A 17,306-nucleotide genomic window follows, 5' to 3' on the forward strand; every position below is an offset into this window, starting at 1 on the left:
AAGGCTGTTTTCGTAAACTTTACAGCTATGAAACAAGGTGGTTGATTTCCGCCCCAGGATGCTCGCTTCCCGTGGGTCGGGCGGTGAGCCTCACAAGCATAGCTTGCGGGGTCTCACCTTCCCGCTAATCCCACAGGAGTCTCGCACCTTATGCTCCAATCAACCTGACTTGACAATTGGGAACTCCTCACATAACAAATTTAAAAAAACAACAATCTATAAGAAAAGAGCCTAAAGTAAAGAAGTGAAAAACAACTACACGCAAAAACTAACATTCTAGCATGAAATCACCAAAAGTGTGCAGGGAGAGTTACTCGTTATTAAACTCAGATTCATCTTTTCTTAGGCAGCTGCGTCTCAATCGCCATCATTTATCACTCCAGGTTATTCGCAGCCAAAAGAATGTAATTTGTAAAATGAAATAAATACTTATCAAAATCTCCAGCCAATCCAGTTACTTTTACTTATTATATTAAGGGCAAAAATAATCCCTTGTTTTAATTACCTTATTTTACCATAAAAATGAATCTGTTTTAAATTCTTCTCAATTTACAGTATTGTGATTTCTTCTCCCCTAAATTTTGAATGCCTTTCCTTAAGCTGCATTATGACTCAAATAAACATTTTCATATCACTTCTTAAATCAAACAAAACTTTTCTTTTGGATATACAAAAAAACCTCCTATATCTAATCGATACAAGAGGTTTATCTGACGGGCTTTCTTACCCGATTTCTAGCGTCCCAGGAGAGATTCGAACTCCCGACCGACGGCTTAGAAGGCCGTTGCTCTATCCGGCTGAGCTACTGGGACAGTATGATATAGTTACCGAAACACTTATGTAGTATTTCCTTAACGACAATTCTAATTATAGTACGATAGTTATTCAAAGTCAACAGCATTTTAAAAAAAGACAGGAGAAATATTTCCTCCTGTTTATTATACATGAACTTAGCCTAAATGATAAGTTTTAGATAAATCTTTTATGATGCTTCCTTTTGAGTTAAAGAACGTTACCTTTACTTCTTGTTCTCCGGTTTCAAGGATAGCATATGTTTTCTCTAATCTGGCTTTTGGAAGGGTGATGCTTCCGGGGTTGATGAATAAGGTTTTGCCGATCATTTCGGATCCTGCGATATGGGAATGCCCGAAGCAGACGATATCTGCTTCTTCTTCAGAGCTTTTATAGGAAAGGCTGAGCAGAGTCATTTTAACATTGTAGTGATGCCCGTGTGTGATGAGGAAGCGGAATTTCCCTATCTCTTCAACCAGCATGTCAGGATAGCTTGCATCACTGTCGCAGTTTCCCCTGACAGCAAGGAACCCCTGCATTAAGGAATCACTCTTTTGAAGCTCTGAATCTCCGCAGTGAATCATTGCATCACATTCCTTCTGATGCCGTTCCTTAATCGCATTTAGGCCTTCTGTTGAACCATGGCTATCGCTTAGAATCAGGATCTTCATGCCTTGCCTTCTTCCCTCTGAAGAAATTGGTCCAGCTGCCCCTCCAGTGCCTGTAATGCCTTTGCCCGGTGTGAGATGCTGTTTTTCTCATGCTGCTTGAGCTCAGCCATTGTTTTGCCTTTTTCCTTTACAAAAAAGACAGGATCGTATCCAAATCCATTTTCACCTTTTGGCTCTTTTGCAATCATTCCTTCAGCAGTCCCGGAAACCGTGATCGTTTTCTGATTAGGCGAAGAAAGTGCAAGTGCACAGTAAAATCGTGCTGTTCTTTCTTCTTCGGGTATATCTTTAAGCTCAAACAGGACTTTTTCTGTATTCGCTGCATCATTTTTATCTTCACCGGCATAACGGGCAGAATACACACCAGGCCTGCCGTCTAATGCATCTACAATCAATCCGGAGTCATCCGCAATTACAAACTGGCCAAACTCCCTGGCAATTGCTTCCGCTTTTAAAATGGCATTCTCTTCAAAGGTTGTCCCTGTTTCCTCCACATCGGGAGATCCCTCAAAATCAAGCAGTGTTTTGACACTATACCCCTTTGAATGGAATAAGCTTTCAAATTCCTTCGCTTTGCCTTTATTTTTCGTGGCGATAATTACTGTTTTCATGATCCTTCACTCCTTTATGTACCTGCTGAAGTGCTCAGTGCATAATTTTCCTTCTTTGAGAATCCTCACAGCTTATGCGTCCGTTTCTACTCAGCCAATAAGAATAAGGAGCAGCTGGTAGCATGCCCCGGATTTAGCTTACATATAGTATATCAAAAAACCTTGATTAATAACTGCCCGTGTTCACTTTTTCGGGCCTTGTAACGGGCTCCGAAAGTTTTTTGCCGTCTTCATTCAGAAGCTTGGCACTTCCATTGACCTTCACTTCTACGCTTTTAATTCCCTGCTGCTCAGTAAGCGATAATACTAAAGCATCTAGCATATCCTTTGAGACTTTATTTTCCTTAAAGCTGCCAAGGATGTTTTTATTGAAATTCAGCGTCACTTTTCCGTCATTCATCTCAGGTGTTTCTGTTAATTTTACATCAGGGGCGAAAACTGTAAGCAAAGACGAGTTTGATGGCCCTTTGACCAATTCATCCACCACCGCCGCCACATCATCTTTTTTCGTTTCGCTGACCCGTTTTGTAACCGGCACATAATAATTATTTCCAGTCTCTCCGCCTATATAATAGACTGTGAGCGCTTTTGTATTGGAAATATCCGTCACATTATTCGTATCCAGATTAATCCCTGACATTCTTGAAACACCGTCTCCAATTGGCGTACCGTTTACAGGCATCGCTTTCAGTTCGTGTCCATTCATCGATATTTTGACCTTTTTGACTGTATCAAACTGTGTTAGCGTCCAGGTAATCGACTGCAGGATTTTCAATTCATCCTCTTTTTTATAATTCTTAAATTCCTTTGAAAAATCTGCGGTTGCCACCCCGTCCTTGATATCCACGCTTACTTCCGTATCAGCCGGAAGCACAGGCCGGAAGCCATTCGGAATGATATTGGAAACAGGTCCATTGTCCACTAAATACTCAAGCGCCTGTTTGGCAAATCCTTCTGATTTTTTCGGCAATGTTAAGGTCTGAGGGACTACATATCCACTTTTATCTATTAAGTAAAGCTCTGTCTGTACAGAGTTTTTCCCTGCTGTTTCTTTTGCAATTTCTTTCTTTTTGCTATTTTCCTTTTCAATCTTGGATGCGTCATCCACCAATGAAACATTCTTCGGCGGATCGATGCTGGTTTTCTCATCTCCGCCGAATAATCCGCACCCGGATAGCAGCACAGAAGAAGCCAATATGGTGGAAGCCACCGTTATTTTTGTTGCTTTAGACATCCTCATCCCTCCCAGGACTGTTTGTACTACTATTTATACGAGCCCCCGGGATATATAGAACAAAAATTTTTATAAAGTGGTTTCACATAGATCATTGCTTTCTTGAACCTGCTGCATCAAGGCTGGCAAAGCAGCTCATGATCCCCTTTAAGGCGGTAAAATGCAAGGATATGTCTTAAAATCTTATTTACAGCATCGAGAATGGTTCTTTGCTGGATTGAGTGCTATTTAGACTTGTTTTTTTTATCTTTTTTTATTTTTATAGCTGCCGTTATACAAACAAAAGCACCAATAAAACTTGTAAAGATAGCAGCAAAGGCTGCATTACTCACTTAGCCACCTCCATATTATTTAACACCTTTAGCCATAGGTTAATTTTACCTATTAATTATGTAAAAAAACAAAATTTATGAAAAGATTCTTATATAAAACTCTGACTAGGTTATTTTATGGCCTTATAGCAGCTGAATTCAAAAAAACTGGCGCAAGAGATATGCGCCAGCAGAAAATAGATCAATCAATCTTTATGGTTTTAACATTTTGGATCGGCTTCTCCAGCCATGATGAAGCAATGGCCTGAAAGATATCCTTCGATCCGGTTGTGAAAAATTGATGCACAGGAGGCGTTTTAGCAGTATTCATCCTATTATCATGATGAAGGATGACGCTTGCTTCACGGGCAGTTTCTTCACCGGAAGAAATGACTTTTACACCGCTTCCCATGTACCTGCTGATGACAGGCCCGAGCAATGGGTAATGGGTGCAGCCGAGAATCAGTGTATCAATAGAAGTATTTTTTAAAGGCTTCAGCGTTTCTTCTATTACCTTTTCAACGATAGCACCCCCAAATTCGCCGCTTTCAACAATCGGCACGAATTTCGGGCAGGCCAGGCTATCTACCTTTACCTCCTGGTTGATGGAGTGGAGCGCCTGGTCATATGCATGGCTTTCAACCGTGCCAATGGTTCCGATCACACCGATATTAAGGTTTTCAGAAACCTTTAAAGCCGCCCTTGCACCAGGGTGGATAACCCCGATTACAGGGATCGGCAATTCTTCCTTAATTTCCTCAAGTACAGCCGCTGTGGCTGTATTGCAGGCTATTATAAGCATTTTAATATGATGCTGCATTAGATAATTGGTCATCTGCCAGGTGAATTTCTTCACATCTTCCATAGGCCTTGGTCCATATGGACACCTGGCAGTATCACCAACATATAAAATGTTTTCATTTGGCAGCTGGCGGATGACCTCTTTAGCAACCGTCAAGCCGCCAACTCCTGAATCAATGATTCCAATTGGTTCCTTCAACAATCTCGCCTCATTCTTGTTTCATTTTAATATGTAATTTAGTTAAATTCTGCTTTAGGGAGGCCACTTCCGAGTCAGAAAAATCGATAAGAAGGTCTCTTAAATAATCCTGGCGTTTTTCAATAACTTCATCTATGATTCTCTTGCCTTCATTTAAAAGGTGAATCCTTACAACGCGTCGGTCTTTTTCATCCTTCACCCTTTGGACAAGCTCATTCTTCTCCATACGGTCGACAAGATCCGTTGTCGTGCTGAACGCAAGGAACATTTTATTCGACAGCTCGCCGATTGTCATATCGCCGTCCTCAGAAAGCCATTGAAGCGCCACAAATTGCGGCGGAGTGATTTTATAATTATTTAAAATTTCTCTTCCCTTTTGTTTGATGAGGGATGAAACATATCGCAATTCCTTCTCAACTTCAGCAACATTCACGTTTTGCCTTGCATCGCCCATAAAAACAGCTCCCTATACTTTCATAAAAACTTATAATACTCTCATTGTGCTTGAAAGTGAAGGAAATTTCAAGATTCATTCATTATTAAGCTGAATGGATCAGGATCATAAGGCCTAAGTTTCTTCCATAATAAAAGCAGCAATCAGGAGCTAATAACCATGATACATTCAATCATCGTTAATCGTTTCCTGAATTGCTGCTCAAGATTAAGCACTTTTGCATGAGGGTTCCTGGTCTTCTAGGTATTAGAAAAACAAGCGGTCCGCGTTTCCGCATTGCCTGCACCGGGCGCCAAAGCAAGATTCTGATTCTGTAAAAAACCTTAAAGCTTCAATTCTCCCATGCGAAGGAGTTCTATTACAGCTTGTGAACGTCCTTTGACTCCAAGCTTCTGCATGGCATTCGATATATGGTTTCGAACTGTTTTTTCGCTGATAAATAATTCACCTGCGATTTCTTTCGTTGTTTTGTCTTGAACTAATAACTCAAATACTTCTTTTTCTCTCTTGGTGAGTAGTGGCTTATGAGTGAATTCGTTCTCCTTCAAATATTGTAACCCTCCTTGCCTTCACCAGCATAAAACCCGGAGCGGGTAACTTTTTAGTCTCGATATAGTATGTAGCTGAAGGAAGGTGAGTGACTGCAATCAGCAAAGGAACCGAACTTTTATTTTAACTCCGCTGAATTGTGCGTTCTTCTCTATTCATAAGATCAATGCTCTCCTGCGGCCAGGGGATGGCTTTTCCTGTCGCTTTTGATATTTGGACAATCGTTCCTCTCCCCGTTAAACAAATGGTACCGTCCGCTTTCTTGCCCATATAGTGGATATCCGCAGAGGAGTTTCCGATTCTTTCAGCTTTCACATGCACAGTCAGCTCATCATTGAAAAAGATTTGAGCCAAAAAGTCACACTGCAGATCTGCCACAACCGGAATGGCCTCACTTCCATCCTTCACCCACTCCTGCATAAAGCCTAAGCTTTTAAAGTACTCAATCCTCGCTTCTTCAAAATAAGTAAAAGGCACCGTGTTATTTAAATGGCCGAACATGTCTGTCTCAGAAAAACGTACCTTGATGCTATGACTAAAATGAAAAGATGCAGCCCACTCTTTCAAATCATGGATATATCCTATTCTGCCCATTATGTCGCTCCTCTTCTTAAAAATGAATGGTTATTCATTCATTTTATATAAATTATCTTGAAATGGAAAGTGATTTCCCCTACATTCCTTCTATTATTGGCTCTTTTCTTGAAAAAAGCTCTTTTCTTAAAGAATGTTATTTTTTAATACGTTCTAAAGGCAATCCATTGTTAAAGCAGGCTGATTGGAGCATCCTGTAGCAGAAATCAGCCACTTGTTCAGGCAGCAACAAAGTTTACGAAAACAGCCTTAAAAAAAGAATCTATATCGCAGAGGATATAGATTCTTTCATCATTATACCTGATCGCTTCCGAAGAAATTACGGAACGATTGAAGGGTTGTGTCACGGTTAAGCGCTGCGATCGATGTGGTCAATGGAATGCCTTTAGGGCATGATTGAACACAGTTTTGAGAGTTTCCGCAGTTGGCAAGGCCACCATCTCCCATGATGGTATTCAGACGTTCCCCTTTATTCATAGCGCCAGTCGGATGGGCATTGAACAGGCGTACCTGTGAAAGCGGCTGCGGTCCAATGAAGCTTGAATTGCTGTTCACATTCGGACAGGCTTCAAGGCATACCCCGCATGTCATGCATTTGGATAATTCATATGCCCATTGGCGCTTTTTCTCCGGCATACGCGGGCCAGGGCCTAAATTGTATGTTCCGTCGATTGGAATCCATGCTTTTACTTTCTTTAATGAATCGAACATGCGGCTGCGGTCCACCTGCAAATCCCGGACAACAGGGAATGTGCGCATTGGCTCAAGCCTGATCGGCTGCTCCAATTGATCAACCAAAGCTGTGCATGATTGGCGCGGTTTGCCATTGATCACCATCGAACAAGCTCCGCATACCTCTTCAAGGCAATTCATGTCCCAGGCAATTGGCGTTGTTTTCTCGCCTTTCACAGTGACAGGATTACGCCGGATTTCCATTAATGCAGAAATAACGTTCATGTTCGGGCGGTAATCCAGATCAAATTCCTCTGTATAAGGGGCTGTGTCAGGTCTATCTTGTCGAGTGATTACAAAACGTACTGTTTTTGTCTCAGCCATCTTTTCTTCCCCCTGTTAATGTTTTGTAGAATAATCGCGTTTACGCGGTTTGATAAGTGAAATATCCACTTCTTCATAATGGAAAGCCGGCGCTGATTTAGGACCCGTGAAGTTAGCCATAGTGGTCTTCAGGAATTCCTCATCATTACGCTCAGGGAAATCAGGCTTATAGTGGGCGCCGCGGCTTTCATTCCGGTTCAATGCACCGATCGTGATAACACGGGCCAATTGCATCATATTCTGAAGCTGTCTTGTGAATGATGCACCCTGATTGCTCCATTTGGCTGTATCGTTAATGTTAATATTTTCAAAGCGTTCCATAAGTTCAAGGATCTTGTCATCTGTAGCCTGCAATTTATCATTGTAGCGCACAACTGTAACATTATTAGTCATCCATTCTCCAAGTTCCTTATGAAGAATATACGCATTTTCTGTGCCGTTAAGCGACATGATGCCGTTCCATTTTTCTTCCTGTTCCTTAACAGCCCTGTCAAAAACAGAAGATGGAATGGAATCTGCGCCTTTTTCAAGGCCTTCGATATATTTAATCGCATTAGGGCCGGCAACGCTTCCGCCGTAAATGGCTGATAGAAGGGAGTTGGCTCCTAAACGGTTTCCGCCATGCTGTGAGTAATCGCACTCGCCTGCAGCGAAAAGACCCTGGATGTTCGTCATTTGATCATAATCTACCCAAAGCCCGCCCATTGAATAGTGAACGGCAGGGAATATTTTCATAGGCACTTTACGAGGATCCTCGCCCATGAATTTTTCATAGATTTCAATGATTCCGCCAAGTTTAATATCCAATTCCTTAGGATCTTTATGGGAAAGATCAAGGTACACCATGTTTTCTCCATTTATGCCGAGCTTCATGTTTACGCACACATCAAAGATTTCACGTGTGGCAATATCACGCGGCACAAGGTTGCCGTATGCAGGATATTTCTCTTCAAGGAAATACCATGGTTTGCCGTCTTTATATGTCCAGACACGTCCGCCTTCTCCGCGCGCTGATTCACTCATCAGGCGAAGCTTATCATCGCCAGGAAGTGCTGTCGGGTGAATCTGGATGAATTCTCCGTTAGAGTAAGTGGCACCCTGCTGATACACGATGGATGCTGCTGATCCTGTATTGATCATCGAGTTCGTCGATTTACCGAAAATGATTCCAGGGCCGCCGCTAGCCATGATGACTGCGTCGCCAGGGAAAGATTTAATTTCCATGCTTGTTAAGTTTTGAGCAACTATGCCCCGGGCGATTCTTTCATCATCAATTACCGCTCCAAGGAATTCCCAGCCTTCATACTTGGTAACAAGGCCTTCCACTTCATATCGGCGCACCTGTTCATCAAGCGCATACAAAAGCTGCTGTCCTGTTGTGGCACCTGCAAAAGCGGTACGGTGATGCTGGGTTCCTCCGAATCTTCTGAAATCCAGCAAGCCCTCAGGAGTACGGTTAAACATAACACCCATACGGTCAAACATATGGATGATGGAAGGCGCTGCCTCACACATTGCCTTTACCGGCGGCTGGTTTGCAAGGAAATCCCCGCCGTAAATTGTATCGTCAAAATGGACTAAAGCAGAATCTCCTTCACCCTTTGTATTTACTGCACCATTGATTCCGCCCTGGGCACATACAGAGTGGGATCGCTTAACAGGAACCAATGAAAATAAGTCAACCTGCTGTCCGTGCTCTGCCGCTTTGATTGTTGCCATTAAGCCGGCCAATCCGCCGCCGACGACTATGATTTTACCTTTACCCAAACTTGCTCACTCCTTCATTTCGAACTGTCAAGCTATATATCTGTCATTTTCTTTATACGAATGCTAGAATGGCTCTTACGCCAACATATGAAATTAAAACGAAGATTACTAAAGTAACATAAGTAGAGACTCTCTGAGATTTAGGAGACACCGTGATGCCCCAGCTGACTGCGAAAGACCATAATCCATTAGAGAAATGAAAAGTAGTAGAAATGATTCCGACAATATAGAAAACTACCATAAATGGATTGGATAAAATATCACTCATCATGTTGAAATCTACTTCTGCACCCATTGCTGCCTGAATTCTGGTGGACCAGATATGCCAAACAATGAAAATCAGAGTGATGATTCCTGTTAAACGCTGCAGCATATACATCCAGTTGCGGAAAAAGCTGAATCTGCCAAGGTTGTTTTTAGCTGTGAATGCAATATAAATTCCGTACACTGCGTGATAAATCAGCGGCAGGAAGATCAATACTGTTTCAAGAACAACCCTGAACGGCAGGTTTTCCAAAAAAGCCGCTGCTGAATTGAATGAATCCGGCCCCTTTGTTGCCATGTAATTCGTTATCAAGTGCTCCAATAAAAACAAACCAATTGGGATAACTCCAAGCAGTGAATGCAGCCTGCGATTCCTAAATTCCCGATTTTGTGCCACTAAGTGCCCCCCCTTAATAATAAAGATCATGCAGATATTTTCTTCTACTTTTATCCAAAAATACAGCGAACAAAATTCTACACTATCCACAATGTTCTGACATGTTCATTTTACTCCTACGATTTGGAAGCGTCAAGAAAACGGATACAATATTTCTTTTGTGAAATAGAGTTTTTTTTTTGAATATTCACCCGCGAAACTTATTATATAACAACTGCCCACTCTTGCTTTCTCACTATATAACAATATTTCAAAATAATATAATTTATTTTTTCCATGTATCTATCTTTTTGATAAAATATACTGAATCATAACTAAAATTGTTTATAATGGAGATAGAGAAAAGAGGGGATATATACCATGAAAAAGAATAGTCCTGCTTTATTGGAAACCCTGCAAAACGATGAATTCCAAATCCCCGCATTTGGCTATGAGCTTATCAGGGAAATTTTGCTGCCTGATATACTCGGCAAAGATTCCAAACAAATCATGTACTGGGCCGGCAAGCAATTAGCAAGGAAATTCCCGCTTAACGGAGTGGACGAAGTTATTGAATTCTTCGTTAGCGCAGGATGGGGCCAGCTTGAAATAGTGAAACAATCAAAAGATGAATTGGAAATGTCTCTCAGCGGCGAGATTATCGACAGGCGCCTTGATATCAGCCATGAATGCCATTTTGGACTCGAAACCGGATTTCTTGCAGAACAAATCAGCATGATCAAGAAATTCCATTCAGAAGCGTACGAAGAAACAAAACGAAGAAATAAAAAAGTGGCCTTTCTCGTTAAATGGGATATCAAGGATCCCATTTAACGGGAAGGCCATTCATGAAAAGGAGGTTCACTCATCTAAGCGATGCCTGCCGGGCATGGCCGGAAATTATTCCAGATGGGCGATCCTCTTATTTTTTTAGGCTGTTTTCATAAAACTTTGCTGCACAGCAGACCGGTATCCGCTTCAGGCGATGTAACAACAGGCTCGCCTCTTTAAGTTACTTAAATAGTTCTCGGGGCAATTCCATTGTTATAGCAGGTTGATTGGAGCGGAAGGTGCGGAGACTCCTGCGGGATCAGCGTACGCCCCGCGGAAAGCGAAGCACCCTGGAGCGGAAGTCAACCCCTTGTTCCATAGCAGCAAAGTTTACGAAAACAGACTTTTTTATGATTTGCGGGCAAATCCTCCATTAATAAAAAGGTTTATGCTTTTACACGTGCAGGCTCATCAAGACGGAATGCTTCATGAAGCGCCTCGACCGCTTTCACCATATCCTTTTGGTCCACAACCGTGGAAACCTTGATTTCCGATGTACTCACCATTTTTATCACAATGCCATTCTGCGCCATGCACTCAAACATTTCCGCGGCAACGCCCGGGTTAGAGACCATGCCGGAGCCTACAATAGACACCTTTGAAAGGCCGCTTTCCGTTTCGACCCTGTCAAATGGCAGATTGCTTTTGTTTTTCTCCAGTACATTCAGCGCGTCTTCCACATCATTGCTTTTAATGGAGAAGGAAAGATTAATAGAATCCGTATCTGTCATGCTTTGAATAATAATGTCCACATTAATGCGGTTTTCGGCCAATGTTGTGAAAATGGTGGATAGCGTTCCGATATTGCCTGACAAACCAAAAATGGTGACACGTGTAATACGATCTTCAAAAGCAATTCCTCTTACAATCAGATTTTGTTCCATCGATGCTTCCTCCTCTATGATCGTTCCTTTTTCCTTTTCCATGCTTGAACGCACTTCAAGCTGAATTTGATAATTTTTTGCAAACTCCACTGCTCTCGGATGCAGCACTCCTGCACCAAGATTGGCTAACTCGAGCATTTCATCATATGAAACGGACAGCAGCTTTCTGGCTCCTTTTATGTAGCGGGGATCTGTTGTATACACGCCAGTTACATCTGTATAAATATCGCAGCGGTCAGCATGGAGAGCGGATGCAAGGGCAACAGCCGTTGTATCAGACCCGCCTCTGCCAAGCGTCGTAATTTCCCCGTTGGCATCCACACCCTGAAAGCCTGCAACAACAACGATTTTTCCTGCTTCAAGAGCTGCCTTCACCCTCGCTGTTGCTATATCCGAAATCCTTGCATTTGAATGGACGGCTTCTGTATTGATTCCCGCCTGCCATCCTGTATATGAAACAGCATCATAGCCTTTAGCCAATAATGCCATTGTTAAGTAGGAGATGGTCACCTGCTCTCCTGTGGATAAAAGCATATCCATTTCCCGTTTGGATGGAGCAGCTGATATTTCTTTTGCCATGGAAACCAGTTCATCCGTGGTTTTCCCCATAGCGGACACAACCACCACTACCTGGTTTCCTCTTTCTGCTTCTTCAATGACCCTGTTTGCAGCATTTTGTATTCTCTCAATGCTTCCTACTGATGTTCCGCCAAATTTCTGGACAATTAATGCCATTATGCTGCACCCTCTCCGAATTTGTTTACCATCTTTAAATACATGTATGCTTCCTTTTTCCGACGCAAAAAAAGCAATGAGAAATATCTCATTGCTGTGGAAAACGTAGAAACAATACGCCTAGCACAGTGAGATAGCTCTCCAGAATTTTCATCCTGACAATCTGCCATTTATTCAATGTCAGACCAGCAAAACAAGTATTGAGCCTTGTTTTGCTTCGGCGATTTCCCCTTTCGCAGCCTTTCGCAGAAGCTCATCCTTCTCCCGGCTGTTACTCTTGAAACCCGCACCTCTATCAACACTTTAAAACAGTAACGTTTTAATCATGTAAAATTCACTATGATTATAGCACAGGAAATTCCCTGCATCAACTTTATTCTTGCAATTTTCTAACGATTTCCTGAGCAATTGCAGCCGGAATCCCCGCTTCCCGGATTTCCTCTGCCGTAGCTTCCCTCATTTTCTTAACAGATCCGAAATGCTTCAGGAGCTGTTTCTTTCTCTTCTCGCCAATCCCGTCAATCTCATCGAGCAAGGACTGAAAGGCATTTTTCCCGCGGATCTGGCGGTGAAAGGTGATGGCAAAACGGTGGACCTCATCCTGGATCCGCTGAAGAAGATAAAATTCCTGGCTTCTTCTGTCTAATGGAACAAGCTCAAGAGGATTTCCAATCATCAGCTGTGAGGTTTTATGCTTATCATCTTTAACAAGCCCTGCTAGAGGAACATCCAAGCCCAGTTCGTTTTCTAATATATCCCGCACACCGTCAACATGGCCCTTTCCTCCATCAATGATAATCAAATCAGGCAGGGGAAGCCCTTCCTTCAGTACCCGGGTATATCTCCGGCGGACAACCTCCCTCATGGATTCGTAATCATCCGGTCCCTGGACGGTTTTAATTTTATATTTCCGGTATTCGCGTTTTTCCGGTTTTCCGTCAATAAAGACAACAAGAGCTGAAACAGGATTGGTTCCCTGGATGTTCGAATTATCAAATGCCTCGATCCTGTGCGGTGTATAAATGCCAAGATGGGACCCAAGGTTCTCCACAGCCTTGATCGTCCGGTCTTCATCCCGTTCAATCAACGAAAATTTCTCCTGGAGGGCAATGTTCGCATTTTTATTGGCAAGCTTTAAGAGATCCTTCTTTTGGCCTCTTTTCGGATGAACAATCCTCACATCCAGCAAGCGGCCGGCAAGCTCAGCATCGACAGATTCCGGCAGCAGAATTTCCTTTGGCTTAAAATGGCTTGGCATTGCGTAAAATTGTCCAAGATATGTCAGAAGCTCCTGTTCCGGTTCATCATAAATCGGAAATAGGGAAACATCACGCTCAATCAGTTTGCCCTGCCTGACAAAGAACACCTGTACACACATCCATCCTTTATCATAGGAGTAGCCAAAAACATCACGGTCCGTAAAATCATGAGTCATCATTTTCTGCTTTTCCATCGTTACTTCAATATGGGCAATTTTATCGCGGTATTCCTTTGCTCTTTCAAAGTCGAGATTTTCAGCAGCAGCATGCATTTTCTCTGTAAGCTCTTTTTTGATTTCCTGATAGCCGCCATTTAAAAAACGGGCAATATCGTCGGTCATTTTTTTATATTCTCTTTCTTCCACATCATACACACATGGTGCCAGGCACTGGCCCAGATGATAGTATAAACAGACCCTGTCCGGGAGGGTATTGCATTTTCGGAGCGGGTATATCCGGTCCAGCAGTTTTTTTGTCTCATTTGCGGCAATTACATTGGGGTATGGCCCAAAATACTTTCCCTTGTCCTTCTTGACCTTCCTTGTAATAATCAGCCGGGGATGCTTTTCTGCCGTCAGCTTGATGAAAGGATAGGTTTTATCATCCTTCAGCATGACATTATACTTCGGGTCATGCTTTTTGATTAAATTCAGCTCAAGGATCAGCGCTTCAATATCTGAAGAGGTTACAATGTATTCAAAATCCTCTATTTCATTAACAAGCCTAAGGGTTTTACCGTCATGGGAGCCTGTAAAATAAGACCTGACCCTGTTTTTTAGAACCTTTGCCTTGCCCACATAGATGATGGTCCCTTGCCGGTCCTTCATCAGGTAGCAGCCAGGCTGGTCAGGAAGCAGTGCAAGCTTGTCTTTGATCCTCTGATTCACTTCTTCACCTTCTTTTCTGTCTCAAACTTTGATCTATATAGTGAAATACACATCAGCGAATTTTCTCTTTCCATGCTGATGATTGGTTATAATCGGGACTTTTCCTGGCAGCAGCTCCTGCTAAAAAAGGGAATTGCTGCTCAGGGAACATTCATTCTATTTTTTCATACTTACTTTCTTAAATATACTACATATCAGCAAAAAAGGCAGGCTGTGATGCTTTCCATTTCCGCCAGCCAAACATCAAAAGGCGGGATAACAAAATACTTCAGAAACACTCTCTGATAAAGATATTTTATAAGAACCGCGCAAGCTTCTATGGTCGCGCAGCAACTGGCAGAATAATTAGAAAATGTTGCCGGTTGTTTCTTGCTTTAAAATGTATAACAATTGAAACAGCAAGACAACATCTTACATACACAGGAGGGAAATATGAAAAACAATAGATTGTTACTTTCATTAACAGCATGCTTGGCCATTATTTTTTCTGCGGCGACTATTCATCCTTCTGATTCAAAGGCAAGTGCAAGCACCCATGATCCAGTTATCTTCATTCACGGAGCAGGCGGCAATAGTTCAAACTTTAACAGCATTAAAAATTACCTGAAGACTCAAGGCTGGTCTAATGATGAACTATATGCCATTGAAATGGCTGATAAAACTGGGAACAGCTTAAATAACGCAAGACAGCTCGCGCCATTTGTAGATGAAGTGTTAAAGAAGACAGGAAAGAGCAAGGTCGATATTATCGGCCATAGCGCAGGAGGCATCAATACCCTTACCTATATCCTAAATGGAGGAGGAAGCAAGGTAAACGATGTGGTAACGCTTGGTTCGCCAAACAAGTTTATAACTTCGAAAGCCCCGGCAGGTACAGATCCTAAACATAAAATCCGCTATACTTCGATTTACAGTACCAGCGATATTGTTGTGCCTACATGGCTTTCAACACTTCAGGGAGCGAAAAACGTTCAGATCAGCGGTGTAGATCACGTGGGATTGATTTTTAACAGTAAAGTCAATGCACTGATAAAAGAAGGACTGAATGGCGGAGGAACAAATTCAAATTAACACAAGTATTTCCTAATGCTTAAACTGGGGCAGGCAGGATTATATAAAAAAGATGGCTTCTGTTATCAGGAGCCATTTTTTAAAGGCTGTTTTCTTAAACTTTGCTGTTTTGTACAAGGCGGCTGATTTCCGCTCCAGAATGCCCGTTTCCTCCATGCGGGCGGAGAGCCTTACAGAACAAACTATAAACTTCCGCTTTTCCCCATACAAAAAGCACCCTATAAAGCAGTCTTTTTTTAAAGCGCCTGCTCTATAGGGTACTTGCATGAAGTATTTATATCTTAAGCATGCTTGGAGATTAATTCAGATAAAGCTTCTTTTGGCTGGAAGCCGACAACTTTATCTACAACTTCTCCGTCTTTAAGCAAAATTAAAGTCGGGATGCTCATAACGCCGAACTTGCCAGCTGTTTCCTGGTTTTCGTCAACATCAAGCTTAACGATTTTAACTTTTTCTCCCATTTCTGAATCAAGTTCTTCAAGAACTGGAGCGATCATTTTACAAGGTCCGCACCATGGTGCCCAAAAATCTGCAAGAACTAGACCTTCGTTTGTTTCTGTAGAGAATGATTGATCTGTAACATGTGAAATAGCCATATTATTTAGCCTCCTAATTTTACGTTGATTACGCCCGCACCATAAGGATTACATAAAAAAATACATCAAAAAGCATGCTGGAAAGCGCCTGTTTCCCATTTCTTTGGGGACGCATTTATCCATTAACAAGCTTAATCGCACGAATGCATCTTGTTCATCTTTATGGAAGCGGCTCGGTTAAAACTTACAAACAGTATAACACCATAAATATATGAGATGCTATTAATTTGCTTCACTGCTCATTTTACCAAAATCAGCTGAAAATTATACGGAACCCCGCCCTAAAAAACTGCAGGCATTTGCGGGTTGCAAATGCCTTAGTGCAGTCTGTTTTTCTTATATATTATGCATTCACTTTAAGCTTCTTGAATTCTTCAGTCAGCAATGGAACCACTTCGAAAAGATCGCCCACTATGCCGTAATCTGCCACCTTAAAGATGTTTGCTTCAGGATCCTTATTGATTGCCACGATTACTTTAGAGTTGGACATACCAGCTAAATGCTGGATGGCGCCTGATATTCCGCATGCAATATAAAGATCTGGAGTAACAACCTTTCCAGTCTGGCCGATTTGGAGAGAGTAATCGCAATAATCTGCATCACATGCTCCGCGGGAAGCACCAACAGCACCGCCAAGCACATTTGCAAGCTCTTTAAGCGGCTCAAATCCGTCTTCGCTTTTTACGCCGCGGCCTCCTGCAATAATTACTTTCGCTTCAGAAAGATCTACACCTTCACTGGCCTTTCTGACAACATCTTTAATGATTGTGCGCAGATCCTTGATTTCTGCCTGAAGGGCTGTAACCTCTCCTGAACGGGACTCATCTTTTTCAAGAGGGCTGATATTATTCGGACGGATCGTTGCGAAAACAAGACCGTCTGTAACGATTTTCTTTTCGAATGCTTTGCCTGAATAAATCGGGCGTGTGAATACCAGGTTTCCTCCTGTTTCTTCCATGGATGTAACATCAGAAATCAGGCCGGAGCTAAGCTTTGAAGCAATCCTTGGAGCCAGGTCTTTTCCCAGTGCCGTGTGCCCGAAGAAAATACCTTCCGGGTTTTCAGCATCTACGACTGCAAGCAGGGCCTGAGAGTAGCCGTCAGATGTATATTGCGCAAGCTTTGCATCTTCTACTGTGACAACACGGTCAGCTCCATATTGAATCAATTCAGTTCCAAATGACTGTATCCCTTCTCCAATCAGCACTCCTACCACTTCACCGCCGCCAGCAGCAAGCTTTGCTGCACCGATTGCTTCAAATGATACATTTCTTAAAGAACCATCACGTACTTCTCCCAACACGAGAACCTTTCTAGCCATTAATAAAACCTCCTGTGCATGATTATCGTTTTTTTATAGGGTA

The 17,306-nt window shown here is 42.4% G+C and carries 16 protein-coding genes, 1 tRNA gene and 1 riboswitch; of the genes, 2 read left to right on the plus strand and 15 right to left on the minus strand.

Going from position 1 to position 17,306, the window contains the following annotated elements; all coding sequences use genetic code 11:
- Positions 1-738: 738 nt before the first annotated feature.
- From BIV59_RS07005 to BIV59_RS07055, 11 genes are all read right to left on the minus strand, one after another.
- Positions 739-812: transfer RNA gene (locus BIV59_RS07005), tRNA-Arg, on the minus strand.
- A gap of 138 nt (positions 813-950) precedes the next feature.
- A complete protein-coding gene (locus BIV59_RS07010; RefSeq protein ID WP_071350754.1) occupies positions 951-1,463 on the minus strand; it encodes a metallophosphoesterase in 513 nt (170 codons plus the stop codon).
- Positions 1,460-2,074, minus strand: coding sequence for an XTP/dITP diphosphatase (locus tag BIV59_RS07015; RefSeq protein ID WP_071350755.1), 615 nt, complete (start codon positions 2,072-2,074; stop codon positions 1,460-1,462). Before BIV59_RS07015 ends, BIV59_RS07010 begins: the two co-directional genes overlap by 4 nt.
- 166 nt (positions 2,075-2,240) lie before the next feature.
- Positions 2,241-3,308: a GerMN domain-containing protein gene (locus tag BIV59_RS07020; RefSeq protein WP_071350756.1), complete on the minus strand. Its 1,068-nt coding sequence runs from the start codon at positions 3,306-3,308 to the stop codon at positions 2,241-2,243.
- A 513-nt stretch (positions 3,309-3,821) separates the two neighbouring features.
- Positions 3,822-4,619 (minus strand): glutamate racemase, encoded by a 798-nt coding sequence (racE, locus tag BIV59_RS07025; RefSeq protein ID WP_071350757.1) that lies wholly within the window; start codon positions 4,617-4,619, stop codon positions 3,822-3,824.
- Positions 4,620-4,629: 10 nt separating this feature from the next.
- Positions 4,630-5,073, minus strand: a complete 444-nt coding sequence (locus BIV59_RS07030; RefSeq protein ID WP_071350758.1) for a MarR family winged helix-turn-helix transcriptional regulator — start codon at positions 5,071-5,073, stop codon at positions 4,630-4,632.
- Between the two features lie 323 nt (positions 5,074-5,396).
- Complete coding sequence (locus tag BIV59_RS07035; protein ID WP_028392149.1) at positions 5,397-5,621, minus strand: helix-turn-helix domain-containing protein; 225 nt, start codon at positions 5,619-5,621, stop codon at positions 5,397-5,399.
- 124 nt (positions 5,622-5,745) lie between these two features.
- On the minus strand, positions 5,746-6,216 hold the full coding sequence (locus BIV59_RS07040) for an acyl-CoA thioesterase (protein WP_071350759.1): 471 nt from the start codon (positions 6,214-6,216) through the stop codon (positions 5,746-5,748).
- A gap of 294 nt (positions 6,217-6,510) precedes the next feature.
- The gene (gene sdhB / locus BIV59_RS07045) at positions 6,511-7,272 is read right to left on the minus strand and encodes a succinate dehydrogenase iron-sulfur subunit (protein ID WP_071350760.1); all 762 of its coding nucleotides are present in this window, start codon (positions 7,270-7,272) and stop codon (positions 6,511-6,513) included.
- A gap of 15 nt (positions 7,273-7,287) precedes the next feature.
- On the minus strand, positions 7,288-9,039 hold the full coding sequence (gene sdhA / locus BIV59_RS07050) for a succinate dehydrogenase flavoprotein subunit (protein ID WP_071350761.1): 1,752 nt from the start codon (positions 9,037-9,039) through the stop codon (positions 7,288-7,290).
- A 52-nt stretch (positions 9,040-9,091) separates the two neighbouring features.
- Positions 9,092-9,700, minus strand: coding sequence for a succinate dehydrogenase cytochrome b558 subunit (locus tag BIV59_RS07055; protein ID WP_071350762.1), 609 nt, complete (start codon positions 9,698-9,700; stop codon positions 9,092-9,094).
- Positions 9,701-10,060: 360 nt separating this feature from the next.
- Here BIV59_RS07055 and BIV59_RS07060 point away from each other — a divergent pair, with 360 nt between their 5' ends.
- A complete protein-coding gene (locus BIV59_RS07060; RefSeq protein ID WP_071350763.1) occupies positions 10,061-10,513 on the plus strand; it encodes a YslB family protein in 453 nt (150 codons plus the stop codon).
- A 383-nt stretch (positions 10,514-10,896) separates the two neighbouring features.
- Here the strand turns inward: BIV59_RS07060 and BIV59_RS07065 are convergent, their stop codons facing one another.
- Both BIV59_RS07065 and uvrC read right to left on the minus strand, forming a co-directional pair.
- Positions 10,897-12,129: an aspartate kinase gene (locus tag BIV59_RS07065; RefSeq protein WP_071350764.1), complete on the minus strand. Its 1,233-nt coding sequence runs from the start codon at positions 12,127-12,129 to the stop codon at positions 10,897-10,899.
- Positions 12,130-12,255: 126 nt separating this feature from the next.
- A riboswitch (Lysine riboswitch) is annotated at positions 12,256-12,432 on the minus strand.
- A gap of 70 nt (positions 12,433-12,502) precedes the next feature.
- Positions 12,503-14,275, minus strand: a complete 1,773-nt coding sequence (gene uvrC, locus BIV59_RS07070) for an excinuclease ABC subunit UvrC (protein ID WP_071350765.1) — start codon at positions 14,273-14,275, stop codon at positions 12,503-12,505.
- A 432-nt stretch (positions 14,276-14,707) separates the two neighbouring features.
- Between uvrC and BIV59_RS07080 the strand changes: the two genes are divergently transcribed.
- Positions 14,708-15,346, plus strand: coding sequence for an esterase/lipase family protein (locus BIV59_RS07080; protein ID WP_071350767.1), 639 nt, complete (start codon positions 14,708-14,710; stop codon positions 15,344-15,346).
- Between the two features lie 281 nt (positions 15,347-15,627).
- Here BIV59_RS07080 and trxA read toward each other — a convergent pair whose 3' ends face one another.
- Entirely contained in the window at positions 15,628-15,960 is a 333-nt protein-coding gene (gene trxA, locus BIV59_RS07085) for a thioredoxin (RefSeq protein WP_276205131.1), read from the minus strand.
- A gap of 325 nt (positions 15,961-16,285) precedes the next feature.
- Entirely contained in the window at positions 16,286-17,263 is a 978-nt protein-coding gene (locus BIV59_RS07090; protein ID WP_071350769.1) for an electron transfer flavoprotein subunit alpha/FixB family protein, read from the minus strand.
- Positions 17,264-17,306 lie beyond the last annotated feature (43 nt).

This window comes from Bacillus sp. MUM 13 (genome assembly GCF_001866725.1).
Taxonomy (GTDB): Bacteria; Bacillota; Bacilli; order Bacillales; family DSM-1321; genus Peribacillus.